17 protein-coding genes, 1 tRNA gene and 1 pseudogene are annotated in these 26,014 nt (G+C 46.5%); 2 read left to right on the top strand and 17 right to left on the bottom strand.

Annotated features, from left to right (window positions below):
- Positions 1-20: 20 nt before the first annotated feature.
- The 12 genes and pseudogenes from BUC01_RS06860 to BUC01_RS06915 all read right to left on the bottom strand — a co-directional run bounded on the left by BUC01_RS06860 (position 21) and on the right by BUC01_RS06915 (position 15,181).
- Complete coding sequence (locus BUC01_RS06860; protein ID WP_025834772.1) at positions 21-1,163, bottom strand: DegT/DnrJ/EryC1/StrS family aminotransferase; 1,143 nt, start codon at positions 1,161-1,163, stop codon at positions 21-23.
- Between the two features lie 22 nt (positions 1,164-1,185).
- A complete protein-coding gene (locus BUC01_RS06865; RefSeq protein ID WP_025834774.1) occupies positions 1,186-2,151 on the bottom strand; it encodes a GNAT family N-acetyltransferase in 966 nt (321 codons plus the stop codon).
- 227 nt (positions 2,152-2,378) lie between these two features.
- Positions 2,379-2,460: transfer RNA gene (locus tag BUC01_RS06870), tRNA-Leu, on the bottom strand.
- 75 nt (positions 2,461-2,535) lie between these two features.
- A complete protein-coding gene (locus BUC01_RS06875; protein ID WP_025834775.1) occupies positions 2,536-3,567 on the bottom strand; it encodes a S41 family peptidase in 1,032 nt (343 codons plus the stop codon).
- A gap of 31 nt (positions 3,568-3,598) precedes the next feature.
- Positions 3,599-4,459: a DUF3316 domain-containing protein gene (locus tag BUC01_RS06880; RefSeq protein WP_025834776.1), complete on the bottom strand. Its 861-nt coding sequence runs from the start codon at positions 4,457-4,459 to the stop codon at positions 3,599-3,601.
- Positions 4,460-4,499: 40 nt separating this feature from the next.
- The gene (locus BUC01_RS06885) at positions 4,500-7,178 is read right to left on the bottom strand and encodes a DNA gyrase/topoisomerase IV subunit A (RefSeq protein ID WP_034524679.1); all 2,679 of its coding nucleotides are present in this window, start codon (positions 7,176-7,178) and stop codon (positions 4,500-4,502) included.
- Between the two features lie 462 nt (positions 7,179-7,640).
- Positions 7,641-8,723 carry an OmpA family protein gene (locus tag BUC01_RS06890; protein WP_025834780.1) on the bottom strand — a complete coding sequence of 361 codons (1,083 nt, stop codon included), beginning with the start codon at positions 8,721-8,723 and terminating at the stop codon, positions 7,641-7,643.
- A 25-nt stretch (positions 8,724-8,748) separates the two neighbouring features.
- Complete coding sequence (locus tag BUC01_RS06895) at positions 8,749-9,327, bottom strand: DUF4369 domain-containing protein (protein WP_025834782.1); 579 nt, start codon at positions 9,325-9,327, stop codon at positions 8,749-8,751.
- Between the two features lie 105 nt (positions 9,328-9,432).
- Positions 9,433-10,314: a BT1926 family outer membrane beta-barrel protein gene (locus tag BUC01_RS06900; RefSeq protein ID WP_073313098.1), complete on the bottom strand. Its 882-nt coding sequence runs from the start codon at positions 10,312-10,314 to the stop codon at positions 9,433-9,435.
- 32 nt (positions 10,315-10,346) lie between these two features.
- The gene (locus BUC01_RS06905) at positions 10,347-13,265 is read right to left on the bottom strand and encodes a coiled-coil domain-containing protein (protein ID WP_139261821.1); all 2,919 of its coding nucleotides are present in this window, start codon (positions 13,263-13,265) and stop codon (positions 10,347-10,349) included.
- A 28-nt stretch (positions 13,266-13,293) separates the two neighbouring features.
- Positions 13,294-13,797, bottom strand: coding sequence for a helix-turn-helix domain-containing protein (locus BUC01_RS06910; RefSeq protein WP_025834786.1), 504 nt, complete (start codon positions 13,795-13,797; stop codon positions 13,294-13,296).
- 548 nt (positions 13,798-14,345) lie between these two features.
- A pseudogene (locus tag BUC01_RS06915) lies at positions 14,346-15,181 on the bottom strand (Rpn family recombination-promoting nuclease/putative transposase).
- A 345-nt stretch (positions 15,182-15,526) separates the two neighbouring features.
- Between BUC01_RS06915 and BUC01_RS06920 the strand changes: the two are divergent.
- Both BUC01_RS06920 and BUC01_RS06925 read left to right on the top strand, forming a co-directional pair.
- Positions 15,527-17,068 (top strand): glycine--tRNA ligase, encoded by a 1,542-nt coding sequence (locus BUC01_RS06920; RefSeq protein WP_025835639.1) that lies wholly within the window; start codon positions 15,527-15,529, stop codon positions 17,066-17,068.
- A gap of 21 nt (positions 17,069-17,089) precedes the next feature.
- On the top strand, positions 17,090-17,749 hold the full coding sequence (locus BUC01_RS06925; RefSeq protein ID WP_073313099.1) for a BamJ family beta-barrel-assembly machinery protein: 660 nt from the start codon (positions 17,090-17,092) through the stop codon (positions 17,747-17,749).
- 100 nt (positions 17,750-17,849) lie between these two features.
- On the opposite strand, the gene BUC01_RS06930 is transcribed toward BUC01_RS06925, so the two are convergent.
- The 5 genes from BUC01_RS06930 to BUC01_RS06950 all read right to left on the bottom strand — a co-directional run bounded on the left by BUC01_RS06930 (position 17,850) and on the right by BUC01_RS06950 (position 26,009).
- Positions 17,850-19,742 carry a serine hydrolase gene (locus BUC01_RS06930; protein WP_025835637.1) on the bottom strand — a complete coding sequence of 631 codons (1,893 nt, stop codon included), beginning with the start codon at positions 19,740-19,742 and terminating at the stop codon, positions 17,850-17,852.
- A 61-nt stretch (positions 19,743-19,803) separates the two neighbouring features.
- On the bottom strand, positions 19,804-20,619 hold the full coding sequence (murQ, locus tag BUC01_RS06935; RefSeq protein ID WP_073313101.1) for an N-acetylmuramic acid 6-phosphate etherase: 816 nt from the start codon (positions 20,617-20,619) through the stop codon (positions 19,804-19,806).
- 61 nt (positions 20,620-20,680) lie between these two features.
- The gene (locus BUC01_RS06940) at positions 20,681-21,520 is read right to left on the bottom strand and encodes a BadF/BadG/BcrA/BcrD ATPase family protein (protein WP_025835634.1); all 840 of its coding nucleotides are present in this window, start codon (positions 21,518-21,520) and stop codon (positions 20,681-20,683) included.
- 49 nt (positions 21,521-21,569) lie between these two features.
- On the bottom strand, positions 21,570-22,757 hold the full coding sequence (locus tag BUC01_RS06945) for an acyltransferase family protein (protein WP_073313103.1): 1,188 nt from the start codon (positions 22,755-22,757) through the stop codon (positions 21,570-21,572).
- Positions 22,758-22,775: 18 nt separating this feature from the next.
- On the bottom strand, positions 22,776-26,009 hold the full coding sequence (locus tag BUC01_RS06950) for an FAD-binding and (Fe-S)-binding domain-containing protein (protein ID WP_244895736.1): 3,234 nt from the start codon (positions 26,007-26,009) through the stop codon (positions 22,776-22,778).
- Positions 26,010-26,014 lie beyond the last annotated feature (5 nt).

Below are 26,014 nucleotides of genomic sequence, written 5' to 3' on the forward strand. Positions count from 1 at the left end.
CCTTGTTTTTACCTTCCATGTCAGGCAAAGGTATTTATACAATCGATGATTTGTCCGGCCTCTTCATTTGTCAGTAGCGGATAGATGGGAAGACTTAACTCCTCATTATGGATACGTTCTGTGATGGGGAGTTGTTGCATTCCATACTCTTGCTTCAACGCTTCCTGGTGGTGGGGTGGAATGGGGTAATGGATTTGAGTGTTGATATTATGCGCCGCCAGATGACGTTGCAGTTCGTTCCGGCGGGAAGAAAAAACGGGGAAGATGTGGAATACGTTTGATTCGTTTATGCCTCCTATGTTGACGGTGCTTCGTAACTCCAGACGACTCCAATGAATGTTTTCCTGATATAGCCGTGCTATTTCCCTTCTCCGGGCATTGTCTTTATCCAGACGGGAAAGTTTCACAGAAAGAACGGTTGCCTGCAATTCGTCCAGACGGCTGTTTATCCCTTGATACTGATGGATATATTTCTCCGTAGAGCCGTAATTGGCGATGGAACGGACAATGGCGGCAAGGGTTGCATCATGGGTTGTTATAGCGCCCCCGTCTCCCAATGCCCCCAGATTCTTGGCGGGATAAAAGCTGAAGGCGGCGGCATCACCCAGATTTCCGGCACGCAAAGACCGGTTTTCTCTTCCTTGCAGGCTATCATTGTAAATGGCACCGTGTGCCTGCGCTGCATCCTCTATTACTTTTAACCCGTAACGGGTGGCTAAATCATGCACTCCTTGCATATCCGCTAAACGTCCGTACAGATGAACCGGCAGTATAGCACGTGTGCGAGGGGTAATCAATGTTTCAGCATGAGCGACATCTATATTACATGTTTCGGAAGAAGGTTCGCAAAGCACCGGTTTCAGTCCGGTACGCAGAATGGAAAGCAGGGTGGCGATGTAAGTATTGGCAGGAACAATCACTTCGTCTCCCGCATTCATCATTCCAGATTCCCGGTAGGCGAGGAATATCAGGGTAAGAGCATCCAGACCATTTCCTGTACCGATGCAATGGGGCGTACCGCAGTAATCGGCAAATTCCTGTTCGAAACGGGCTGTAGCTTCACCATGCAGATACCATCCGGAACGGGAGATGCGCAGTAAAGCATCCGAAAGTTCCGGTTCGAAAGAGGCGTTGATTTTTTGCAGGTCTAAATACTTTATCATAATCTTTGCTTCGTGAACGTCGTTATAACTTCAATTCATAAACGTCATACATGATTGCTCTTGCTCCGAAACCTTCTTTCTGAAAGAGTAGTCCTTTATTCAGTATCTGTCCGCCGTGTTCGGTGGAGATGCCGAAGTCGAAGTAACGCTTTTGGGCATAACGGTCGTATATCAGTTGATGAAAAAGCAAATCGAGTGCGCCGCATTTTTTTCCGCGTGGGGAGGCGGCGATATATTGCACATGGGCTACTTCATCAGTTTCATACACTACGCAGCCACCCAATGTTTCTATTCCGTCGCATACCCGGAAGAGAGAAATCTGCCGGGGAAAATTCTTGTGCAGCCGGAGGGTTTCTTCCAGTGTATGCACCGGAGAGACACTATACCGTTCGCGCAGGTTTTCTTCCAATATATTCCAGAAGGATGCGAAGTCTTCATCTTCTACAATTGTCAGAGCGTATGTCTGTGCCTTTTTCAGTTGGCGGCGGCGAAGGGTGCGGAAAGGCAGACGGTCGTCTAGTGGTATGACGGACGAGATGCTGCGGGCGGTGAGTGTGGCTCCCAGGCGGGTGAGTATGTATAGATCCTCTTCTGCCGGGTAACGATGGTAAATATGGGGGATGCTCCGGTAAACCAGTGACTTTGCACCACATTCCGTTTGTAGGTAATTCAATGTAGTGTGGAATACGCTTTCTGCTTGTTGTAAAGTAATGGAGGGAGAGAAAAGCATTCCGGCATAGGTCAGTCCCTGATGGGAATAAAAGCAGTCGCCGGAAAGGTTACCCGGCAACAGTGCCATTAGTTTTTGGTTGCAGAAAATCAGTAAGGAGCAATCCCGGAAACGGTCGGCATGATAATCCATATAATCGCGTTGCAACAGGAAAGTGCCGTTTTTGGAGCGGCGCACAAAGCGGTCCCAGCGTTCTTTATCTTCTGCCGAGTAGCGGGTTATACTCCATTTCTGGTCGGTTATCATGTTAATTCCCATGTGATTATCTGTCTTTTATGTTATTTCTGAGATTCAAATATAAACATATCATTCTGATAAATAACGTAAGTTACATAGGTTTATTATTTGTTCGGAGATATCTATTTGCTTCATATATAGAAGATGATACCTGTCTGCTTTTTTCGAGGTGACAGCCTAAAAGCAACAAAAAACCCACTAAAATTGCAGTTTTAGTGGGTTTTTGACTGTAAATACCTTGTTAGTAGTGCGGGTGATAGGACTCGAACCTACACGCCTCTCGGCACCAGATCCTAAGTCTGGCGCGGCTGCCAATTACGCCACACCCGCAGTGGCTTTCTTGTTAAGCGACGGCAAAGATAGGAAGATTTTTCTTTCCGGCAAATAGTTTGATGCAGAAAGTGGTTATTGAGTTACTTTTAAAAGTTCACGGGCCCGTTCGATAATCGTATCAATTCCGTTGTTTTCGTCCTCTTTATCCATATCCACTTCTTCATCCGGGTCAATGCCAAACTCTATATGCTCTTTCTCTGCATTCAGATGCGGACTTGCAGAGAAGCGTACTCCCCAACCATTAGGAAGCTCTGAGGAGAAAGGCAATCCCGAACCGCCACCGGTCTTGTCACCTACCAATGTGACATTAGGAAAATAACTCATGGCATTTACGAAATCATTCGTAGCACTGTAAGAGTGGCGGTTAGTGAGTAACATTACTTTCTTCTGCCAACGGATACTGTTGGATGGTTCCAGATAAATCGGCTCAGGATCGGAGAAGTCACTGTGTCCTTTTCCGGTTTTGTGCTGGATATATCCCGTCAGTACCTTCTCATTCGTGAAACGGGCGGCAATGCGGGTGGAATAGGTGAGGTTGCCTCCGCCGTTGTTGCGTACGTCGAAAATCAATCCGTTGCACGGGGCCAGGTAGGAGAGTACTTCGTCCAGGTTACCGTTACCGACACCACTGGAGAATGACTCATAGTAGATATATCCGATATTATCATCAAGAATCTTGTATTTAAGGCCACCGGCAATGCGATAAGTCTTTCCGAGATAGGTCCGCTCGATAATCCCTTCGTTGAAGTTGCGTGGATAATCCAGGTACCAGTCCCAGTAACGGGCTATATTTGAAGAACTGTACAGATTGACGTGCCCGTCTTTCAACTCCGCCAGCATACTGTCGAGCACCTGAAACAATCCATCGTTAGGCATATTGGCAGTGATGAGTGGCTTGTATTTGTCATGGATGGCATCCCAGTCTATTTGCTTGTAGTCCAGAAAGCAGTATTGCTCGTCGATAATCTTCCACAGAGCCTCGAAATTGCCTTGCGGAGAGTTGCTGAATTCTTCTTCCCGGATGCAACCCGACAACAAGGGTAGCAACATGAAAAGTGCTCCAAGCCACCCTAATTTAATATGATATATTCCTTTTCTTTTCATCATTCTATCATCTTATCACTCATTCTGATAATCACTTTTTCCTTTTATCACGAATGAGGAACAATTCTTTCACAAAGCCTACCATGAACACATGCGAATAAGTATGTGTCTTTATATCATTAACCTTGGATTGCTGTGCATCCCATAAATAAGCGAGACGCATTTTAGCTCTTCCTACCGGGAAATCCACGGTCAGCATTTGGCGCAGGGACGGCTGGTTGTGCAGGGAAGTGAAGTTGATGACTCCATTCCAGTTGCCCAGCGTAAATATTTCGTAGTACGACTGTCCGTAGTTGGGAGAGAACATGACACCCATAAAAGGCAGGTTGATCTGGTAGCGCAGAGAAATCGGGTAGTTCTTGATCCGTAAATCCCATATAGCCATTCCGGATGCATCCAGGTTGATATAAGCACGTGCCTGTGCCGGGTTATTTCCGTTCCGCAGGTTGTAAACAAAACCACCATTTAGGTCGATAAGTCCTCCGGCAAGTAACTTAAAGTTTGAAGTGATGGGGAAATTGTAGTGCAATCCGTAGTTCCAGTTTGCCAGACCGGAGAACGTATTGTTATTGTCCACACGGTTGTGGGTGTAACCGATATCTGCCTGGAAGAAACTTTGCAGGGATATGTTGCCGTTCATCCATTTGGTCATGCGCATGCTCTCGCGCGAAATGCGGAAATCAATACCTTTATATTCCTGTGGCGACAAGTAAGTGTCGAACACATTGGTATAACCTATACCGTACATGGTGGCCCGGGTTACAAAGCGTGTCCTTGCCGAAGAATCGGCCCTCAGTTCTTGCAGCGCCCTGTCTTCAACACTTTGCGCTTTTACACTTCCGCCCAGTCCGAGCAGGCATGCGGCTAATATACCTATTTTATATAAATTCATTGATATAGTTGCTTATCACTAATCACTAACTGTTACTCACTTAGAACAGTTTCATCTGTCCCGTTATCTCATCCCGGATGTCGTCTTCACTCTTGCCGTGGTCGGGATCCAGAATTTCCGGTTCCTCTTCTTCCCGGTCTTCCGTAGCTTGCGGCACTTCCGGCTGGCGTGTCGGTTCCAGCTCATTAACGGTTTCCATCGTGAAGGTGGTGATGCGTTTACCTTTTGCCTTGAAACCTTTCACGGCGATAAATTCATCCGCTTCTATAATCATCGGTTCACGGAAACTGTCATGTCCGCCGAATATGATTTCCAGACGGGGATAACATTCGTCTGTCAGTAAAATCAGACGGTTATTCTTGTTTTCTCCCAGATAGTTCTGCTTGCGGTTGGTGGCCTCCATGCAGAAGCGTTTGATGTATGGGAAGTTCTGCTGGTCTGCATCGTAAAGCACGGCAGTCCATATCTTGTTCGGGTCGAACTTCTCCAATATGCGGATGTTGGGCTCGTAGTGGTTGCTGAGGTCGAAGTTGGTGATGTAGAAATCTCCGTTGTCATGTACCACCAGGATGCTGTCATCGCTCTGGAATTCGCCCAGATATTCACCGCGCCCGTCATAGTTGAGGCGGAGCACATCACGGTCGAACCAGACTTTACGTCCGCCCAGTGTGGAACCGCCACGTTGTTTCAGGGCGATCTTGTGTACCGGAAGCTTGGTCAGCATATTGCCTCGTGACTGTCGTCCCTTGATGCCGATGTCGCTGAAATCTTCTTCGAAGATAATGCGGCGCACGCGTGGGTTGGGTTTCAGAGTTACCTTGATGATTTCCGCTTCGCCGTTGGGATTGGCTGTGAAATACATGATGCGTGAGTCGGGTGTACCCTGGGTCACATCATATTCGCGGTCGCGGATGATACTTGTTACGGCAAAACGCTTAATGAAGTGCGTTCCCTCTTTCCCATCACGGTAAACCACATTGTATATCGTGCGTTTATCGTTCTTTTTGAATACGTTGGCATATAGAATGTTCTTGCCCACGAATTTCTTGTCGGCTACGGGAGTGACCAGATACCGCCCGTCGCGGAAGAAGATGATGACATCATCGAGGTTCGAGCAGTTGCAGAGGAATTCATCTTTCTTCAAACCTGTGCCGATGAAGCCTTCTTCGCGGTTGATATACAGTTTTTCGTTGGCCTCTACTACTTTGCTTGCTTCGATGGTGTCGAAGTTACGCAGTTCGGTGCGGCGCGGGAAGTTCTTGCCATATTTGTTTTTCAACATGAGATACCAGTCTACCGTGTACTCGATGATGTTGGCGAGGTGGTGGTCTATTTCCTCTATGTCCGCTTTCATGCGGGCAATGAGTTCTTCCGCCTTGTCGGAGTTGAACTTGAGGATGCGTCCCATCTTTATTTCCATCAGTTTGAGGATGTCCTCTTTGGTCACTTCGCGGATGAACAGCGGATAGAAAGGCGTCAGTCGTTCGTCGATATGCTCGCAGGCCGCATCCATATTCTTGGCCTGTTCAAATTCCTGGTCTTTGTAGATGCGCTCTTCGATGAATATCTTCTCCAGTGAGGCGAAGTGCAGGCTTTCCAGTATCTCATTTTTGCGGATTTCCAGTTCCTGGCGTAGCAGAGACAAAGTATTATCTACTGATTTTCTCAGCACATCACTGATGGTGAGGAAGTGCGGCTTCTGGTCGTCGATGACGCAGCAGTTGGGTGATATGCTGACTTCGCAATCCGTAAAGGCGTATAAGGCGTCGATTGTTTTATCCGAAGATACGCCCGGGGCAAGATGAACCAATATCTCCACGTTGCGGGAGGTCAGGTCTTCTACTTTCTTTATCTTGATTTTACCTTTTTCGCTTGCTTTCACGATGGAGTCGCAAACGCTGGCTACCGTCTTGCCGTAAGGGATTTCTTTGATGGCAAGCGTCTTGTTGTCTATCTTCTCTATTTTGGCGCGCACGCGTACGGCACCGCCGCGTTCGCCGTCGTTATATTTGGATACGTCGATACTGCCGCCCGTCTGGAAATCCGGATAGAGTTTGAATTCCTCTTCGTGCAGATAGTGGATGGATGCATCGCAAAGTTCATTAAAGTTGTGGGGAAGTATCTTGGACGAAAGGCCTACCGCGATACCTTCTACTCCCTGTGCCAACAGCAAAGGGAATTTTACGGGCAAGGTTACCGGTTCTTTGTTTCGTCCGTCATAAGACAGTTTCCATTCGGTGGTTTTGGGATTGAACACTACATCGAGGGCGAACTTCGACAAGCGTGCTTCGATATAACGGGGAGCAGCAGCACCGTCACCGGTAAGTATATTACCCCAGTTTCCCTGACAGTCCACAAGCAAATCTTTTTGGCCCAATTGCACCAACGCATCACCAATGGAGGCGTCGCCGTGAGGGTGGAACTGCATGGTGTGTCCCACAATGTTCGCTACTTTGTTATAACGTCCATCTTCCATTCGCCTCATGGAGTGCAGGATGCGTCTCTGCACAGGCTTCAAACCATCATTAATGTGGGGTACGGCACGCTCCAGGATAACGTACGAAGCATAGTCCAGAAACCAGTTCTGGTACATACCGCTAAGTTGGTATTTTGCTTTTACGTCTTTCGTGTCAGCGGGTTTGTAATCCGAATGCCCTTCGCTCCCTGCCGGGAGTTCATTTTCCAAGTCATCTTTCGGTGCTTCAAAGTCTTCGCTCATATCTGTTTCGGGAATATCTATTCTGAATAATCACTGAATTTATCAGTCGAACGCAAAAATACAAAATTTCTCGGTAAATCCTGCAAATGAAGGTCTTTAAATTATCGGACTCCGATTTGCAGGTACTGCTACTTATTTGACCGTTAGGTTCGGGAGGGTATGCAAGTGGTATGACTTTCGCCTTTTTGTTACTGTAACATCGACAAATCGACCTTGTAATAAGTTGGGCCGCATTGCTCTTCTCAAGAAACATCACCATATAAATGGGTGCATACACTAATTTGCCTTCCACCCGCAAATTCTCGTTGCAGAATACCACAGCTTCGGGAAGTTCGTACAGCCCAATAAAGTAGATATGAAATGAGGGTGCTGCGAATAGATACTATTTCACAACACCCTTTTGGAAAGCAAACAAAGATAATCATTGAGATGAAATGATTGTCTCTTCTAAATATATACTGGTTAGTCGGCGATTATGATGACTACACGGTTCCAGTCATTGGTTTGGAATGGCTGTTCATTGTCTTGCATGCTCGATACGGTGAGGCGGTCACGGCTGATACCATACTTTTCCGTCAGTTGCTTGGCTACGCTTTCTGCGCGTTGCTTGGCAAGGCGGAGGTTGATTTCTCGACTTCCCGTTCCGCTGTCGGCATATCCTGTGACGGTGGCTTTTGAGTCGGGGAACTGTTTCATGTAGTCAGCAATGGCAAGCACGTTCATTTCTTGATTAGGGTCGACGTTAGTCTTTGCCAATCCGAAAGCGACATGGCTTTTGATGCCTTTCACTATTTTGGCAGGTGGGCAGTCGGGCTTTATAAATATGGTGTCGGCTTTTTGCGCTATCACTTCTTTCACTTCTTCCGTCACTTGTGCCCGTTGCTCGTTGACGAGTTGGTTCACTTCTTCTTCAGTATAAAGTACTTCCGGATATTCTTCGGAGATGCAGGTGATACACTTGTATCCCGTTCTGAATTTGTAGGTAAGTCCCAGTGATACGGTGAAGTAAGTATCGAACGAGTGATCGTCGCGTCCGTTCCAGCGGTCAGAGACACCATTGGCTAAGGCTTCGATGTTAAAGTCCAGTGCATCATTCAGACGGATGGCTCCCTGTAAGCCGAGGCGTCCCATGAAACTGCTGGCACTGTGGGTGTAAGTGCGGTTGAAGCCTATACCGGCGATAATGCTGAGATCGAATAACCGTTCCGGATATTTCTTGATGAGTTGGCTGAGGTTCATCAATCCGTCTACGGTGGCTGCGCCATAATAGAAACCATGAGCTTGCTTACTGACTTCCGAGCCTACGCGCCCACGCCAGCCACTGATAGCGAGTCTGGCTCCCCATACGGGTGAGAAGTATTTTCCGACGGCTATAGCTCCGGTAGGCGCTATTAGTTTTCCGAAAGCGGCGTCTCCGGTGGAGTAGGAGGCACCCATTTGCCCCTGAATGAACCAGGGATTCGGATTTGCTTTCTTTTCCTGTGCATGGACACTTATACAAACAGCCGTCAGTGCCATGACGGTAATGATAAATTTGAGTTTCATAGTAAACTGTTTTTTTACTGTTTTGTTAGTTACCCATTTGTGCTTTTACCTGAGCTTTGTCGTCTGCATTCAGGTGTATACCATAATTCTGGTAGATGTATTTTCCTACGGCATTGTCTTTGTTGGACAGAATCTGCTGCTTATAAAACTCAGAGAATACCTTGTCGATGTCTTCGGGTGTGATTCCCTGTTTTGTGCCGACTCCGTCTTTGCAATGTTGCAGGGCGTCAAGGAATTCTTTGATCCGTGCATTCAGTGGAGTGCCGGACAGTTTGATGTATTCCCCTAACTCTACTTTTACAATGCCTTTTTCAATGGCGACCGGCATATCCAACTGGTCGGTAGAGTCCTGCTCTGCCGTCATATGTATGATGGCTACATACGGTTCGCCAATATTATTTTTCTTTTCAAGATAGAAGCGGCCGTCTTTAACTTCGCAACTGTCTATCCGGATACCGGCATTGTCTATCAGATATACTTTCTTGTATTCTTGCAAAGAAAGAAACCCTTTGATGGTACATTCTGATTTACTGGAAGTTCCTGAGCAAGCGGCTAACCCCATTGCTATGATGACAAGAGGTAAAAGCAATATATATTTCTTCATTGCGTTAACTGGTTTTTAGAATAAAGGCGGTTCGGCTAATCGTGTTAGCAGAACCGCCTTCCCTGCATTACATACGTTAATATCTAATTTAACGTAGTTTCTTTTTTAGAATCTGAAACCAAATTTCAATACAGGCATGTCGAACAACTTGATGTTATGATGTCCTATGCTATATTTATCGAAACCCTTTGGGCAGATTTGTATCACGTCGTAGCGGTAAGCTACCGGCTGGAGTTCCAGACCGACAATCATACCTTTGGCGAGACAGTATTCCAGTCCGGCTACGGCAGCGCCTTTGATACCGAACATTTGTCCAGCTTTTCCGGCTGCCAGATATACGTGTTCCGGCAGTCCTTCTTCACTGTCTTCGTCTTCTCCGTCGTTATACGTTTTGCCTGTATAAGGTTCCGTGGTTTCAATGCGCGCCATCTGGAAACCAGCTACGGCTCCTATGTATGGGTGTATGCGTGGATTGCTCGTTTTGAAATAGCGGTTTGAACCTACCGATACGTACCAATTATTGGTAACTTGCGCGTTCACATACTTTTGGGCTGGGATAATCATGTCGGGCACTGATTCATAGTCGCCCTCTATGTAGTCCTTCTTCGGGGTGATACTGATGTTCATGCCCAAAGAGAAGTTGATATCCCAACAGTCGCTTACAAAGTATTTGGCTTGCAGACCGGCGATGTTGATTAAGCTATTGTCATTGAGTCCGCTGATGTTCAGGTAGCCGTTCAGATTGCCCGATTCATCTGTACCTCCGTTTGGAAGTCCTATCGAGCCTTCTGTGTTGGTGTATTTGGGTAAAAGGTAACTGGCGTTATCGTTGTACGATTGTCCGCTATTGCCCAATACCAATGACACCTGCCACTGACCTTTGCGGGGAGCAAACACTACACCCTCTTTGTCGCCGCGGGTTTGTTGCGCCCATGTGGGCGCAACAAAGGCGGCTAACAATAAGATTGTGCAAAGTTTTCTAATCATCTTACTTTTATTAAAGTAGTTGTTACTAAGAATTATTCAGCATCTGTTGCAGAAATACGTTCTATCTCAGCTTGCAGAGCTTCACTTGCTGCTTTCAGTTCTGCTTGAGCTGCTTCCAACGCTTTCTGAGCATCGGCTACGATTTCTTGCTGAGCTGCAACCGGTTCTTTTGTACCGTCAATAACAGCCTGCAGTGCTTCTTTAGCATTGATGTATTCAGTTTCCTTCTCATAAGCAGTAGTTACTGCTGCTTCATAGATGCTTTGTAATTCTTCTCTTAAATCGGCTAGAGTCTTAGAATTAACGGGCTTGCCTTCAGATGTCATCTCTTGGCTTAAATAAACTTCAATAGCTGCATTTATTTTATCAAGAACTGGCTTCTTGGCAAATTTCTGTGATTCTGCTTCAGCGATATCGGTGTCTATCTTTGTAAATTTATCCATCAAAGTAGTGTATGCCGTAGTATAGGCTGTTTCAGCGGGTTCAATAACATCGGCAATGTAAGCTGTGAATTGAGCGTCAATATCTGCCAGATGAGTATCCATCTCTTTTACAAGGTTTTCAATCTTGGTCTTTGTCTCAGGTTGCAGAGCAGCAGTACCTTGAGCGATAAGAGCTTTATAATACTCAATATTACCTACCAGTCCGTATCTAGTATAATTGTTACTATAATAATCGTAAGGAACGAAAGATGCGTCCGGATGCATTGAAGCCCATTCGTTTTCGATTTCTTGTTTAATCTCTTCTGCGGTCAGTTCTACTAAACGGTTTGCATTAGTATAGCCATAAAGTTGTCTTGACAAGTTGCTGATGCTGCTTCTTAAATCGTTTTTATTTATTCTCGCTACATCTTCGGCTTTTACTTCTTGTGGTATGAACTGTTGCTTTTCTGAGTCATAATAATTATAAGCTTCGTTTATAACTGTATAGTTGGTAGAGAAGCCGAAATTATTGTTAAAGTCACTTAGTGCTTGGCATACGTTTTGGTAGGCTGTGTTTTTAATACTAAATGAACCCTCGTACCCGTATATAGCATTCCATAATTTGTTACTCTCGTTTTCTAAAGCGTTATTCGGATTAACTTTGAAATAATCCTCTGTCTCCTTAGCTTCAGCTAGAATTTTATCTTTTTCGGCAATTGTATTTTTGTTATCACGAAGAATTTGTGCTTTTTCATAAGAGCCTTTTATCCAAGTGGTAGTTCCATCTCCATTGTCTTTTAAGTATCCGTTAGCCTCATCATAAGCTTTCTGATATGCAGTTACTGCTTTATTATAGTCTGCTTCGGCAGCTTTATATGCTTTTGCATCATCTGCTGTCGGGTTCTCAATCTGGTCGTATTGGGTTTTAAGCTTGTCATAATTAGCCCATGCCACATTCATTGCTTTTTCTAAAGCACCTGTGTTTTTTTCAATCCCTCTATAGGTTTCTTCCAATTCAGTTTGATTGGCAGCTTTTGCTTTTTCATAGTTGGCTTCAATTTCGGCTAACTTGTCTTGATGTGCATTCCATGCCTTATCCAATTTATCAGTACGGAAGGTATTCAGGGCTTCTACGTCCGCATTGTATTTTTTGATAGCTTCGTTGTAGGCAGCTACAGCTTCTTCCACTATATCAAAACCTTCAAAGCTGGATGGATTTCCATACTCTAACCCTTTGAATGCTTTGACGGCTTGTTCCCATTGTTCTTTTATTAAATCTTTATTATTCTGAGTCTTTTCTAACTCTCTGGTATAACGAGCAACATTTTCTTCTGTCCATGCTTTATCATTCGGATCTAGTGCACAACCGTTAATTGTCTCTTTCAGACTATTGATTGTACTAACCGAATTCAGTTGAAATTCATCGCCATTTTGCAATGCTTTCAGATAGTCGGAGTAATAATATTTGTCTGTTATGGTTTGATCTATTGCTAATCCAAGAGTTGGCTCATTAATTGAAATGATAATATCATTAAGTTTAATTTCTTCTTTTGATTGATTGATATTTACGCTGAAATCTTCTAAATCATTATCCCATTCATAGCCGGTTAAATCCATATAGGTTTGTCTAGCTTTAAGGACTGCTTCATATTCTCCTGCAGTAGCTGTTTCTACCTTGGTTCTTTCTGCAGCAAGATCCGCTAATTTTTTATCTAATGCTTTTAGGTCTGCTTCTAACGTTAGCATCTCTTCTTCCCATTTTTCAGCGGCTTCGAAGGTTTTTCCAGTGTATTCTTCGGCAAGCTTTTGAGCTTCAATAGCGGCATCAAGATCAGCTTTTGCATCATCAACTGCTTTTTGTTGAGTTCTCAAGTAGCTTTCTTTAGCTTCTGTTTTCTCCATGATTTTTGTCAATCGTGCGAGTTCCTTTACGGCACTTTCGTAAGTTGCAGCTTTCTGTTTAACTTCATTTTGAGCAGTATTAAGCGCAGTAGTCCATTTTTCGAGGTATGCATTTTGTGCTTCTGTCAAAGTGTTTTTTGCTAAAGCTAAGTCTTTTAATGCTTGTTCATATAAAGCTTCTTGTTGAACTAATTGTGCTTTTAATCCCATCAATGTTACTTCCAATTGAGCAGCAGCTTCTTGAGCAGCTCTTTCAGCTGCGGCACGTTGTTCTGCATACATCTTGATCTTATTTTCAAGGTCAGCTCTTGCTTCTTCATTTTGAATATTAGCTAATTCTGCCTTATACTCCATTTCTTTTGCTTTCGCAGCTTCATAATCGGCAATAGCTTGAATTCTTGCTGCTTCAGCTTTCTTTACTTCTGCTTCAGCTAACTTTAGAGCAGCCTCTGCTTTAACTTGCTCCACGCTAGCTGCTGCAACAGAAGCTTTAGCCTTCAGCAATTCAGCCTTTGCACCACGTAAGATGGTGATCCCTTCCGGCTCATCATTGTCAATACACCCGGTAAATACCGGCGTCGCTCCCAGCATCATACCGGCTGCGACTAAGTAAGTCCACTTTTTCATAACAATAAAAAAATTGATTAATTAATTACTAGATGGTTAATAAATTATCTATTTCCATATCTATTCTCTTTCTGATTTCTATGCTCATGTGATGGGCTCTGAAGTCCGTTGGCGCTATATGCTCGTACTTCATGAAAGCGGCATAAAAAGAACTTCTGGAAGCAAAACCACATCTTTTGGGTAGAGTTTTGAGGTCGCATTGTTCCATTTTTAGCAATTCTTTGGCATATTCTATGCGATGCTTATTTAATAAGGTCTTTAAATTACATTTAAAGAACATGTTTATTACTTTTGATAAGTAAGTAGTATTAGTACATAGTAAAAGACTGAATTTACTTAAATTGATAGTAGAGTCTAAGTAAATCATTTTGTTCTCTATGCAGTATAAAATGTTCTCGTAGATTTCTTTCATTCTACCGGAAGCGTGATTCGCCTCATCTTTTTTTGCATAAACTATCCGTTCTGGGAGAATATCTTGTATATCTCTCTCAAATAGCTTTTTATCGGTGTTTTTCGTAAATAGCGTTTCCATCGCATGTTTTCTGTTGTTGACACCACAAACTTATGTATTTATTTTATAAGAAAAATACCTTTTGCGAAATATTCTTTAAATTAGTAGTAAAAATTTTAAAAAGCTGGACAAAGTAATGGTTTTCCGTTACAAGATTTGCAATGTATTTACTTTTTATTGATTTTAGGACTAATATGTGTTATTTCTTGTTTGAAAAAGGACAAAAAATAGGTTATTTGTTCTTATAACTGGATATAATGACTTTTTGATGGATTATGTGGGAAAATCTCAGAACTAAGTTTTGGTGTGCCCAAAGGTTTTCTGACCATATTTCTTCGAGGGAAAACTGGAAAGGGGAGAAGCAAGAAAGGGGATATTTATGAGATAAGTGATATTTCTATACAATCTATCTCTCTATATAAGGAATACTTGCGGTTGAATATCAGAAAGTTGCAAAGTGTTAATTACCTGTTTACAAGAAGTTGGGAGTTTGTCGACAAGAAGTTAACTCCTTGTCGACAAACTCCCAACTTCTTGTAGATGGAGAATAGGGGGCTTTTCGGTTACTTTTACAGTTCTTCTATTTCTTTTTCCGAGAGGTTAGTGCTTTGCATGATGAGGGCAATGGGGATTCCGGCTTTTTTTAGGTTACAAGCTATTTCTTTGCGTCCTTCTGCCATTCCTTCTTTTCTGCCTCTTTGGCGCTGCCATACAATGTTTTTTCTACGCTTATAATATCCCAGAATTTTTCATATCCGGCTAATTGCGCATCCGTAAAAGCAGATTCTTCGAGGGCATTCACGGCCTTTTTTAGTTCGGGGTTGGCAAGCAACTCTTCGGGAACTTCCCTGGTCTGTTCATTGATTTCGGTCAGGTATCGTAGCCATAGCACTTGCATTTTTCTCTCGCTATAGTTATGGGGCGTAAATTTGGGAAGTTCCACAAATACCAGATGCAGCCCTTCTATCACTCTGTCCGTATGTTCCATATGTACCAGACGGTAGTAGTGATAGTATTCATTATTCAGGTTCGGTTCAAAGATATCGTTTACCAGATTTAGTGAGTATACGGGTTGCGACAGTTCATACTGTTCGCCGCTCTTCAGCTGGCGCACGTAGGCTTTTGAAGTGTTGAACAATACCCGTTGTTTAAATTCAGGTGATCAGATCATCTGCATCTCCACCAGGAAGACGCGTCCCCGGTTGTCACGGCAACGCACATCAACGATGCTGTTTTTGCGCAACGGGTTGTCTGGCACCAGCTCTACTGGCAGGTATTCTATCTCGATCACTTCCTGACCGGGGTCAAGTGGAAGCAAGGCGTTCAGCAAACTCATTACCAAATCGGGGTGTTCGCCGAAGACGCGTTTGAACGTCAGGTCGGCTTTGGGATCTAAGTATTTCATAATCTCTATATCTTTTGATACATGAATCATGCGAATAATGATGGAGGGTTATTCGCACATAACCATTGATAATTTAACCTTTGCTGATGTGCCGGATAAAAACTGTATCGCTTTTCCTCAATTTCTGAAGATACGTATCTATTGCTTCTTTTCTTATAGTTATGAAGACCTTGCTTCTTTACTTTGCATTGCTTTATAAAATGTAGTATCTCCCCCAGTTTGTGTAACAACGTGCAACGATAAGATAAATTAATACCCCGCCTGCCCGACTTATGATATAAATCCCTATCTTTGTGGCGCTTTTTAACAAAGAACAGGATTAAAATTAATAGATATAACAAAAAAATGGCACAAGAAGACGTTTTTAAGAAACTCGTATCACACTGTAAGGAATACGGTTTCGTATTCCCCTCCAGCGATATCTACGACGGATTGGGAGCAGTGTATGACTATGGTCAGATGGGTGTGGAACTGAAAAACAACATTAAACAATACTGGTGGCAGAGCATGGTGTTGCTGCACGAAAACATTGTCGGTATTGACTCCGCTATCTTTATGCACCCCACCATCTGGAAGGCTTCCGGACACGTAGACGCATTCAATGACCCATTGATTGACAACCGTGACTCTAAAAAACGTTATCGTGCCGATGTGCTGATTGAAGACCAGTTGGCTAAGTACGATGATAAAATCAATAAAGAAGTAGCCAAAGCTGCCAAACGTTTCGGAGAGGCTTTTGACGAAGCACAGTTCCGTAGCACAAACGGCCGCGTACTGGAACACCAGGCTAAACGTGACGCATTGCACGAACGTTTTGCAAAGGCTCTGAATGATAATAACCTTGACGAACTTCGCCAGATTATTCTGGATGAAGAAATCGTTTGCCCCATCAGCGGTACAAAGAACTGGACGGAAGTTCGTCAGTTCAACCTGATGTTCTCTACTGAAATGGGCTCTACATCAGATGGTGCCATGAAGATTTATCTGCGTCCGGAAACGGCTCAGGGTATCTTTGTGAACTACCTGAATGTACAGAAGACCGGTCGTATGAAGATTCCTTTCGGTATTGCACAGATCGGTAAGGCTTTCCGTAACGAAATCGTTGCCCGTCAGTTCATCTTCCGCATGCGTGAGTTCGAACAGATGGAGATGCAGTTCTTCGTGAAGCCGGGCACAGAACTGGACTGGTTCAAGAAGTGGAAAGAAATCCGTCTGAAATGGCATAAGGCATTGGGCTTTGGTGATGGTAGTTATCGCTATCATGACCATGACAAGTTGGCCCACTACGCCAATGCTGCTACAGATATCGAGTTCCTGATGCCTTTCGGCTTCAAGGAAGTGGAAGGTATCCATAGCCGTACGAACTTCGACTTGTCTCAGCATGAGAAGTTCTCCGGTAAGAACATTAAATACTTCGACCCCGAAACGAACGAGAGCTATACTCCGTATGTCATCGAGACTTCTATCGGTGTTGACCGTATGTTCCTCAGCATCATGTCCGCTTCTTATTGCGAAGAGCAACTGGAGAGTGGAGAAAGCCGCGTAGTGCTGAAATTGCCTGCTGCGCTTGCTCCTGTGAAGTTGGCTGTGATGCCGTTGGTGAAGAAGGACGGTCTGCCCGAAAAGGCCCGCGAAATCATCGACTCATTGAAGTTCCACTTCCACTGTCAGTATGATGAAAAAGATAGTATCGGTAAGCGTTACCGCCGTCAGGATGCCATCGGTACTCCGTTCTGCGTGACCGTTGACCATCAAACTCTGGAAGATAACTGCGTGACACTGCGTAACCGTGATACGATGCAGCAGGAACGCGTGGCTATTGCTGAACTGAATAACATCATTGCAGACCGTGTCAGCATTACATCCTTGCTGAAAACGTTGCAGTAAGTAATACAATAAATGATTAGAATGAAAAAAAAACTCTTGGTATTTCTGCCTTTCCTGTTGTTCGTAGCAGGTGTATTCACTTCTTGTGAAGAAGTGGAAGAAGCTGGTAAGTATGACAACTGGCAAGAACGCAATGAAACTTATATCGATTCGTTGAGCTTAATCGTAAATGGCAGAATTGATAGAATCATAGAAGGGGGAGTGTATGAAGGTGATAACGGTGACTCCGCTAAGTTGGCTAAGATTCCTGTTGGTGAGCTGTTCGCTATTAAAGATACTTATGCAAGTACAGACGGTAATCCTCAATATATCTATTGCAAGAAGATTAAGGGGGATAATCGGGAAGGACAGCGTCCGCTCTACACTCAGTCTTTCTCAGCCTATTATTATGGTACGATAATAACAGGTGAGAAGTTTGACGGTAATTTTACGGGCTACAGTGCAATAGATCGGGGCACATTAGATGCTAAAGAGAAGGGACCGACAGATTTTGACTCTCCAAGTACTTTTTCTGTGACCGGTGTAATTACGGGATGGACGGCTATCGTGCAATATATGCATACGGATGAGCGTTGGATGGTGTATGTTCCTTATCAATGTGCATATAAAGAAAGTGGTCGCGGTTCCATTCCCGGTTATACAGCTTTGATATACGACATGGAGCTGGTAAGCGTAGAATAGAGTTCTTTTTGATGAAAATAGTAAAGGCTGTCTGTTCCCGGAAGGAATGGACAGCCTTTTTTCGTAAGGTACAGTTATCTGTCAGATTTGAGATAACGATTTATATTTTCTTCTTTAATGCCTTTACCCAAATCTTATATCCTTCTTCATTCAGATGCAGTCCGTCGCTGGTTAGTTCACTACGTAATACATTCGTTCCTTTTTCAGTAAACAGCGGGAACAGATTGATGAATGTGATTTTGTGCTCTTTGGCTAAGGTTTCCAGTTGGGCATTGATTTCGGGAACCATATTGGTTTTCCCTGTCAGCTTTTTGTAGCGTCCGAAGCTTTCGTTGAAAGGCAGGAGGCTTTGCAGGTAGAGTTTCGTATCAGGAGATTCACGTTGGATGCGCTCTATGGTCATGCGTATCATGCTGACGATGCTGTCGGCAGTCAGATCGTGCGAAATGTCGTTGACACCGGCAAGGAGAAAGAGCTTTTCAGGATGTCCCGGGAGTATCTGGTGCAGGCGGTCGTATATGCCCATTACCTCGTCACCGATGATACCGCGGTTGCGGATGTTCTTTTTGTTGAGGCGGGCGTTCCAGTCACCGCCGCCTTCTGTAAGGCTGTTACCTACCATGACGATATCTTTGGAGGTGATGGCGGGTTCATCCATGAATTGAAGGAAACGTTTGTAGTAATGCTCTGTGTAAATGCGTGGAGCCGGATAAATGGATGCGGCTACGGCATTGGAAACCAGAGAACGCAAGCGTACCACACTGTGCCCGTCTTCGGGATGCACGGCGTTGATAAGCAGGATAACTGAAGTGTCATTATCAGGGTCTATCACGATGGATGTTCCGGTATATCCGGTGTGGCCGTAGGTGTTGGGTCCCAGATAGTCTCCATTGTTGGAAGCATAGGCTGTGAAATTGTCCCAACCTAAAGTGCGCCCTAATGAGGCAGTGGCGCGGGGAACAGTACGCATGGCCTTGACACCCAACGGGCTGAGAATACGGTGTCCGTTCCACTCTCCGCCGTTTTGCAGGGCGGCGCAGAGAAGTGCAATGTCTTCGGCACAGGAGAATACACCGGCATTACCGGAGATGCCGCCATTCATGACGCGGGCCAGCGGGTCATGTACTTGTCCGCAGAGGACGCTGCCGTCAGGCTGCTTTTCGGTGGGGGCAACTTCTTTCAATTGATAATTGACAGTTGACAATTGACGATTGGCTGCGCTGTGGGTATCGGTTTTTGCCCAGTAGGGGAGGGAGGTGTTTATCCATTTTCTGTTTTTATCGCGCTTGCAGGGGAGGTAGTCGGTATGGTTCATGCCCAGGACATCAAACAGGTTTTCGCGGGCGAAGTCACGTAATGATTGTCCGCTGACGGTTTCGATGATGCGTTGCAGGGTGATGTAGTTGAGGCAACTGTATTGGAAGTCGGTCTGCGGTTTGAAGTCGCGGCGGCAGTTGGCAATGTATTCTATTAATCCGTCGGGACTGGGGGAGCCGTATTGCTTTTCCAGTTCGGATGTTGGACCATAAGGTGGGAGGCCGGAGGTATGTGTCAGCAGGTCAGCGATACGGATGACTTTCTTGTCTTTGCCGTCTTCGCTTGCCCAGTTCTTGAATCCGGGGATATAGAGACTGACCGGATCCAGGAGACGGAGCTTTCCACGTTCTGCCAGGATGTGGGTACAGATAGCGGTGGACATGGATTTGCTGCATGAAGCCATGTCGAAGATGGTATTTACGGTCATGGGCTCGGCATTGGGGTATATGCGCTTGTTACCGTAGGCTTTGAGGTAGGCCATTTTTCCGTTGCGTACTACGGCAAGTACGGCACCGGGGATGTCTTTGTTCGCTATGGCGGTTTCTATCGCTTCGTCAGCGTACATCAGTTTACGGGAGTCCATGCCGACTTGTTCGGGGGCTATGCGTTGCAAAGGCTGTGCGTTGGCTTGCAGGGCAAGCAATGCAAGGAAAAGGAAGGAGGGGATTAGCTTCATAATATTGGGTGTTATCAATGAATCAGAGAATTAATGATGGGGTGGTAGGTGAGAAAAGGAATCATTTTCCTCTGTAGGCATCTACCGCCTTCTTCACCGAGCCGTGCATCAGCAGCAGTGCTTTCGCCTTACCATAGTCCAGACCGAGTTCCTCTACAATCATGCGTGTGCCACGGTCCACTAACTTTTGGTTGCTCAATTGCATATTCACCATTTTGTTGCCTTTCACACGGCCCAGTTGTATCATGACCGAGGTGGTAATCATGTTCAGTATCATCTTCTGTCCGGTACCTGACTTCATGCGTGAGCTTCCGGTCACATATTCCGGACCGACAATCATCTCGATAGGCACATCTGCTTCCGCAGCCATCGGCGAATCGGGATTGCTGGTGATACACCCTGTGAGAATGCCGTGTTCACGGGCTTTCTGCATGGCACCGATGACGTAGGGAGTGGTACCGGAAGCCGCAATGCCGATGACGGTATCTTTGTCGGTAATGTTACGCTCGATAAGTTCTTCCCAGCCGCGGCGGGTGTCGTCTTCCGCATTCTCCACCGGATTGCGCAAGGCGGTGTCACCACCTGCTATCAGTCCGATCACGAGCGTCGGCGGCATACCGAACGTGGGAGGTATCTCCGATGCGTCCAACACTCCCAGACGTCCGCTGGTTCCGGCGCCCATATAGAAGATGCGCCCGCCCTGTTTCATACGCGGAACAATCAGATTAACCAGTTTCTCAATCTGTGGAATGGCTTTCTGAACAGCCAATGCCACTTTTTGATCCTCTGTATTGATGTCCTCCAATATTTCGCGGACAGATTTCTTTTCTAAGTCGTTGTAGAGCGAAGGTTGCTCTGATATTTTAATGAATGCCATAATGATGATGCTTGGATTTATGATTTATAATTTATGATTTATGGGTTGATGGGGTATGGTTTTAGCTGTGATATCTGATTAATCCCTCCATCGGGCTCTTGAGTATAGTGCCTAATTGGATGCCCATCTCCTGCGTAGCCTCGGCAAGCACTTCTTTGTAATGGAACGCTACGGAACCGATGAAGTGTACCTTGCTGTGTTCGTAATCGTATTGCATGACATTCCTTTTGAGGAAAGCCTTGAAGCTGTTCAGCACAAGCGTGTGCACGCAGGGGTCATGCAGGTTCTGTGCAAGGAAAGGTGACAGGCTTGCCAGGAAACGGTTCGGGAATGGCTTGCGATATACGCGGTCGATGATGTCTCCCGGTTCCAGATCGAACTGTTTGAGGAACTTGTCTTTCAGTTCCGGAGTCATCTGGTTTTTCAGGATGTCGCCTACCAGCAACTTACCCAGGTAAGCGCCGCTACCTTCGTCGCCGAGGATGAAGCCCAGGGGCGAAACGTTGGCTTTTATGTGTTCTCCGTCGTAATAGCACGAGTTGGAACCTGTGCCCATGATGCAGGCGATGCCCGGCTCATGTTCGCAGAGCCCGCGTGCAGCGGCAAGCATGTCGGTGTTTACTTCTACTTTGCCTTCCGGTACCTGAAGATGCCGGGTGATGGCGCGGTATACCATAGCTATCTTGTCGGGGAAGCCACAGCCGGCACCGTAAAAGTATACAGCATCGAAAGCATTGGTTGTTAACTGGGGCAGAAGCGCTGTCGCGATTTCATTACTGATTTCCTCTTCCGACTGAAAGAAAGGGTTGGTGCCTTTCGTAAAAATCTGCTGGATGAGTTTACCTTTCTCTACAACACACCAATCAGTCTTTGTAGAGCCACTGTCTGCTATTAATATCATATCGTTCAATTTTAATTGTTTACTCTGTTGATAACTTCGTTACTCTTCATTATATCTTGATATATATCTTCCTTTTGTACAGTTGATAACCGATGCACCAATTGAGGGCAACGAAGAGTAGGGCATAAGCCAATGAACCGCCTGTTTCGCCGAATACCGGCATCAGGACTATCTTATATAAGAATCCGTGTATGCTGATGCTGGCATCGCCCCAGGGGAAACTGATGCTGCCGAACAGGATGCCAAGCACGCCACCCAGGACGTACATGAACAGCGGGTTGACGCCGAAAGCTTCGAAGAAAGTACTCCATTTCTTATATCCTTTCACGTCGATGATCCAGATGAGCAGTGCAAGGAAGCTGGATGCCAGCCCGCAAGTGGTGAGCACGAAGGTGGGGGACCAGATTTTCTTGTTGATGGGGCAGCTGTAACTCAGCAGGAAACCTGCAAAGGTGAGGATGGCACCTACCAGAAACAGTTTGATGAGGTGGGAGTTAAGTAACTCCTCACGGCTTTGGGCTTTGTTGCCGTCCAGCATCATCCGCCCTACGCAGAAGCCCAGTAAAACATGTGCGATGGCGGGGATGGTGCTTAAGAGTCCTTCGGGGTCGATGCCGTTGTCCTTGTACATGTGGGCGGGGGTGAGGATGGCACGGTCTACTATGGAGAGGACGTTGGTTTCGTTGTAGGCGAAGCCATTGCCGCACATCAGCAGGATGAAGTAGCCTATCAGCAAGGTGGCAATGAGGTAGGGGATATGCCGGTGCTTCATGGTCAGGGCAATGATGGCGGTGGCGCCGTAGCACAGGGCAAGACGTTGCATGACGCCCAGGATGCGGATGCGGTCGAATGTCCATACGGATTCCCAAAATTGGGCGCCGAAGCCGATGCCCTCACTGGGGCTCGTCCAGTAGTAACAGAACTTGGAGAACCAGCCGATGGCAAGGCCGATGAGGAAGATGATGATGGTGCGTTTCAATATCTTCATGGCGGCGGCATGGCTGAACTCGAAGTTGTACTTCTTCAGGGAGATATAGGTAGAGATACCCATAATGAACATGAAGAAGGGGAAGACGAGGTCGGTCGGGGTGAGGCCGTTCCACTCGGCATGGCGCAGAGGGGCATATATGTGTCCCCAGGTGCCGGGGTTGTTCACCATAATCATACCCGCAATGGTGACACCGCGAAGGATGTCGAGGGCAAGGATACGTTTGTTGGTTTTCGTTTGACTGTTCATGGCAATAAGTGTGTTAAGTTATTTATTCAATTGACAATTGACAGTTGATAATTGACAATTGGCTGCGCTGTCATGCTGCGTGGCATTGTCAATTCCTTTCGTGCATTGGTCTACGAGATAGGCGATAGAGACATAAGGAATGCCGGAGTTGGTAGTCAGCCCTATTTCGCAGGTGCGGCTGTTGGAGTAACCTATGGCTACGCCGGAGGCTTCTATCTGCGGACGGAGCTTGCGCAAGGCATAAGAGTTCAGTTCGGGATACGTGAATCCCCGGTCACCGGCAAAACCACAGCACCCTACTTCTTCGGGAATGATGACGTGGGTGGAGCAGAGCTTGGCCAGGGAGATGATGGTGTCTGCCAGCCCCATGCGGCGCATGGAGCAGGTGATGTGCAGGGCTACGGGGCGGTCGGTCTGTGTGAAGACCAGACGGTCGCGCAGGAAAGTATAGATGAACTCGGCGGGTTCGTAGAGTTTCATCCGTTTGATGGTTTCACGCATACGGTGCAGGCAGGGACTTTGGTCGCAAAGTACGGGGTATTTGCCTTGCTCACTGGCTTCCCAAAGGGCGGCTTCGAGCTCGGCGGCTTTGCGGTCGGCAATGTCGAGCATACCTTTGCTTTCCCAGATGGTGCCGCAACAGAGTTTGTCCATATCCTTTGGGAAGATGACTTCGTAACCGCCTTTCCGGAGGAGGGAAATCATCTTGTTGACCAAAGGCTGCACTACGGGGGAACGCTTCGGAAGGCCCATGGTTTGGTTGATGCAGCTGGGGAAGTAAACGACTTTGTTCAATTGACAATTGACAATTGACAATTGACAATTGGCTGCGCTGTGTTGGGCTGCGCTGTTGGACGTTGCGCTGTCATGCTGCATAGAATTGTCAATTGTCAATTGTGAATTGTCAATTGGAAGAGGCATGGCAGGTGTCCATAAGGGTATTCCTAATATGTTGTGCAGGCTTTTGGTGATACTGCTCATGGCTTTTGTGCCTAATAGGGAATGCCCGAAATTGGCTAATGACAGTACGGGGCGCAAGGCGCTCTTTACACCTGCGAAGTGGTTGGCGGCGAAATCGCCTGCCTTATATCCGAGGCTGCCTTTCGGCAACGATTCCTGACGGATGATATGGGTCAGGTCGCCCGTATTGATATTCATCGGGCAGGACATGGAGCAAAGGCCATCTCCCGCACAGGTCTGATTGCCGGGATAACGGTATTGCTTTTCGAGTAAAGCCAGACGTTCCTCGTCCTCTCCGCTCTGTCTCAGACGGGATATTTCCCGTTGCACTACGATACGCTGACGGGAAGAGAGGGTAAAGCCGCAAGATAAACAGTTTACTTCGCAGAAACCACATTCGATACACTTATTCAATTGACAATGGACTTTGTTCAATTGACAATTGACAATTGATAATTGACAATTGGCTGCGCTATGTTGGGCTGTACTATGTTGGGCTGCGCTGTTGGACGTTGCGCTGCCATTCTGCATAGAATTGTCAATTGTCAATTGTGAATTGTCAATTTGAAACAGCGGTAGCTGTTTCAAGTCCTTGATATGACATTGCGGGTCATCATTGAAGATGACACCCGGGTTGAGCAGACCTTTCGGGTCGAACAACTGCTTTACGGCTTTCATGGCTTCGAAGGCGGCTTCTCCCCATTCGTATTTCACGAAGGGGGCCATGTTGCGGCCTGTTCCGTGTTCGGCTTTCAGTGAACCGTCATATTTATCGACTACCAGTGATTTTACGTCATTCATCAGTTCCTCGTAGCGTTTCACTTCGGCATCGGTGCTGAAGGACTGGTTGAGGATGAAGTGATAGTTCCCTTCCAGGGCATGGCCGTAGATGCAGGCATCGTCATAGCCGTGTCGGGCGATGAGCTGCTGCAGGTCGGCGGTGGCTTCGGGCAGGTCTTCGATGTGGAAAGCTACGTCTTCGATGAGACAGGTGGTTCCGGGTTGGCGTGTGCCGCCTACGGAGGGGAAGATGCCCGAACGGATAGCCCAGTATTTGGAGTACTCCTCCGGTCGGTCGGTGAAGTGTACGGGGATGTAAGTGCTGAAAGATGTCAGGCAGGCTTCGATGGCTGACAGGTTTTGTGCCAGTTCCTCACGGGTGCGGGCTTTGGTCTCGGTCAGCACGGCGGTGAGGCCGGAGGGGTCGGAGACTTCTTGTTTATACCTTATATATATGGGGTCGTCTACGGAAGAGAGACTCTTGTAGTCCAGCAACTCGGCGCCCTTTACTAATTTTTTAGACACGGATGACACGGATGACGCGGATTTAAAGGCTGCGTTGTCACGCTGCATGGTAGAAAGAGAATCTGCGTCATCCGCGTTATCCGTGTCTGAAGAATTACGATTTGTCAACTCCTTCATCGCCACCACGGCCCGGCAGGCATCCTTGATACTCTTGAAGTAGAGCATGGCGCTTGCCTTGTGCGGATAGTCGTACTCTGTGCGCATGGTGACTTGTGAGAGGAACGCAAGCGTACCTTCGGAGCCTACCATCAGGTGGGCGATAATATCGAACGGGTCGTCGAAGCGGACGAAAGGTAAGAGGTTCAGTCCGGTTACGTTCTTGATGGAGTATTTATATCGGATGCGGGCGGAGAGAGCTTCGTCGGCACGTATCTCATCGCGCAACTCACGGATGCGGTTGAGGAAATCGGGGTGTGTGGCTTCGAAGGAGGCACGGGAGATGTCGTCGCCTGTGTCCAGCACGGTGCCGTCCGCCAGCACGATGCGGGCGGAGATGAGCACTTTGTCACTGTTGGCATGGGTGCCGCAGTTCATGCCCGAAGCGTTGTTCATGACGATGCCGCCCACCATGGCCGATTTCACCGAGGCGGGGTCGGGGGCGAACTTGCGTCCGTAAGGCGCGAGAATCTCGTTTACCCGCTGACCGATGATGCCCGGTTGCAGCGTAATCTGTTCGTGGTCGGGAGAGATGCTGTACTTCTCCCAATGCTTGCCGGCTACTATCAGGATGGAGTCGCTAATGGCCTGTCCGGACAAACTGGTTCCTGCGGCACGAAACGTCACAGGCAGACCGTAGCGGTCGGCCAACCTCAGCAGGCCGGAGATTTCTCCTTCGTTGCCGGAACGAATCACGATTTGAGGAATGAGGCGGTAGAAGCCCGCATCCGTTCCCCATGCCAACCGGCGCAGTTCGTCGGTGTATATCCTTTCTTGCGGGATGACCTGACAGGCATCATGCAAGAAAGCCATGTAGTTACTCTTTGCCATATTGT

This window comes from Bacteroides stercorirosoris (assembly GCF_900142015.1).
Taxonomy (GTDB): Bacteria; Bacteroidota; Bacteroidia; order Bacteroidales; family Bacteroidaceae; genus Bacteroides; species Bacteroides stercorirosoris.

Coding starts and splice junctions, on each gene's coding strand:
- BUC01_RS06920 (WP_025835639.1), top strand. CDS start 15,527: ATGGCACAAGAAGACGTTTTTAAGAAACTCGTATCACACTGTAAGGAA.
- BUC01_RS06860 (WP_025834772.1), bottom strand. CDS start 1,163: ATGATAAAGTATTTAGACCTGCAAAAAATCAACGCCTCTTTCGAACCG.
- BUC01_RS06890 (WP_025834780.1), bottom strand. CDS start 8,723: ATGAAACTCAAATTTATCATTACCGTCATGGCACTGACGGCTGTTTGT.
- BUC01_RS06945 (WP_073313103.1), bottom strand. CDS start 22,757: ATGAACAGTCAAACGAAAACCAACAAACGTATCCTTGCCCTCGACATC.
- BUC01_RS06885 (WP_034524679.1), bottom strand. CDS start 7,178: ATGAGCGAAGACTTTGAAGCACCGAAAGATGACTTGGAAAATGAACTC.
- BUC01_RS06905 (WP_139261821.1), bottom strand. CDS start 13,265: ATGAAAAAGTGGACTTACTTAGTCGCAGCCGGTATGATGCTGGGAGCG.
- BUC01_RS06950 (WP_244895736.1), bottom strand. CDS start 26,009: ATGGCAAAGAGTAACTACATGGCTTTCTTGCATGATGCCTGTCAGGTC.
- BUC01_RS06940 (WP_025835634.1), bottom strand. CDS start 21,520: ATGATATTAATAGCAGACAGTGGCTCTACAAAGACTGATTGGTGTGTT.
- BUC01_RS06930 (WP_025835637.1), bottom strand. CDS start 19,742: ATGAAGCTAATCCCCTCCTTCCTTTTCCTTGCATTGCTTGCCCTGCAA.
- BUC01_RS06865 (WP_025834774.1), bottom strand. CDS start 2,151: ATGGGAATTAACATGATAACCGACCAGAAATGGAGTATAACCCGCTAC.
- BUC01_RS06895 (WP_025834782.1), bottom strand. CDS start 9,327: ATGAAGAAATATATATTGCTTTTACCTCTTGTCATCATAGCAATGGGG.
- BUC01_RS06925 (WP_073313099.1), top strand. CDS start 17,090: ATGAAAAAAAAACTCTTGGTATTTCTGCCTTTCCTGTTGTTCGTAGCA.
- BUC01_RS06910 (WP_025834786.1), bottom strand. CDS start 13,797: ATGGAAACGCTATTTACGAAAAACACCGATAAAAAGCTATTTGAGAGA.
- murQ (WP_073313101.1), bottom strand. CDS start 20,619: ATGGCATTCATTAAAATATCAGAGCAACCTTCGCTCTACAACGACTTA.
- BUC01_RS06900 (WP_073313098.1), bottom strand. CDS start 10,314: ATGATTAGAAAACTTTGCACAATCTTATTGTTAGCCGCCTTTGTTGCG.
- BUC01_RS06880 (WP_025834776.1), bottom strand. CDS start 4,459: ATGAATTTATATAAAATAGGTATATTAGCCGCATGCCTGCTCGGACTG.
- BUC01_RS06875 (WP_025834775.1), bottom strand. CDS start 3,567: ATGAAAAGAAAAGGAATATATCATATTAAATTAGGGTGGCTTGGAGCA.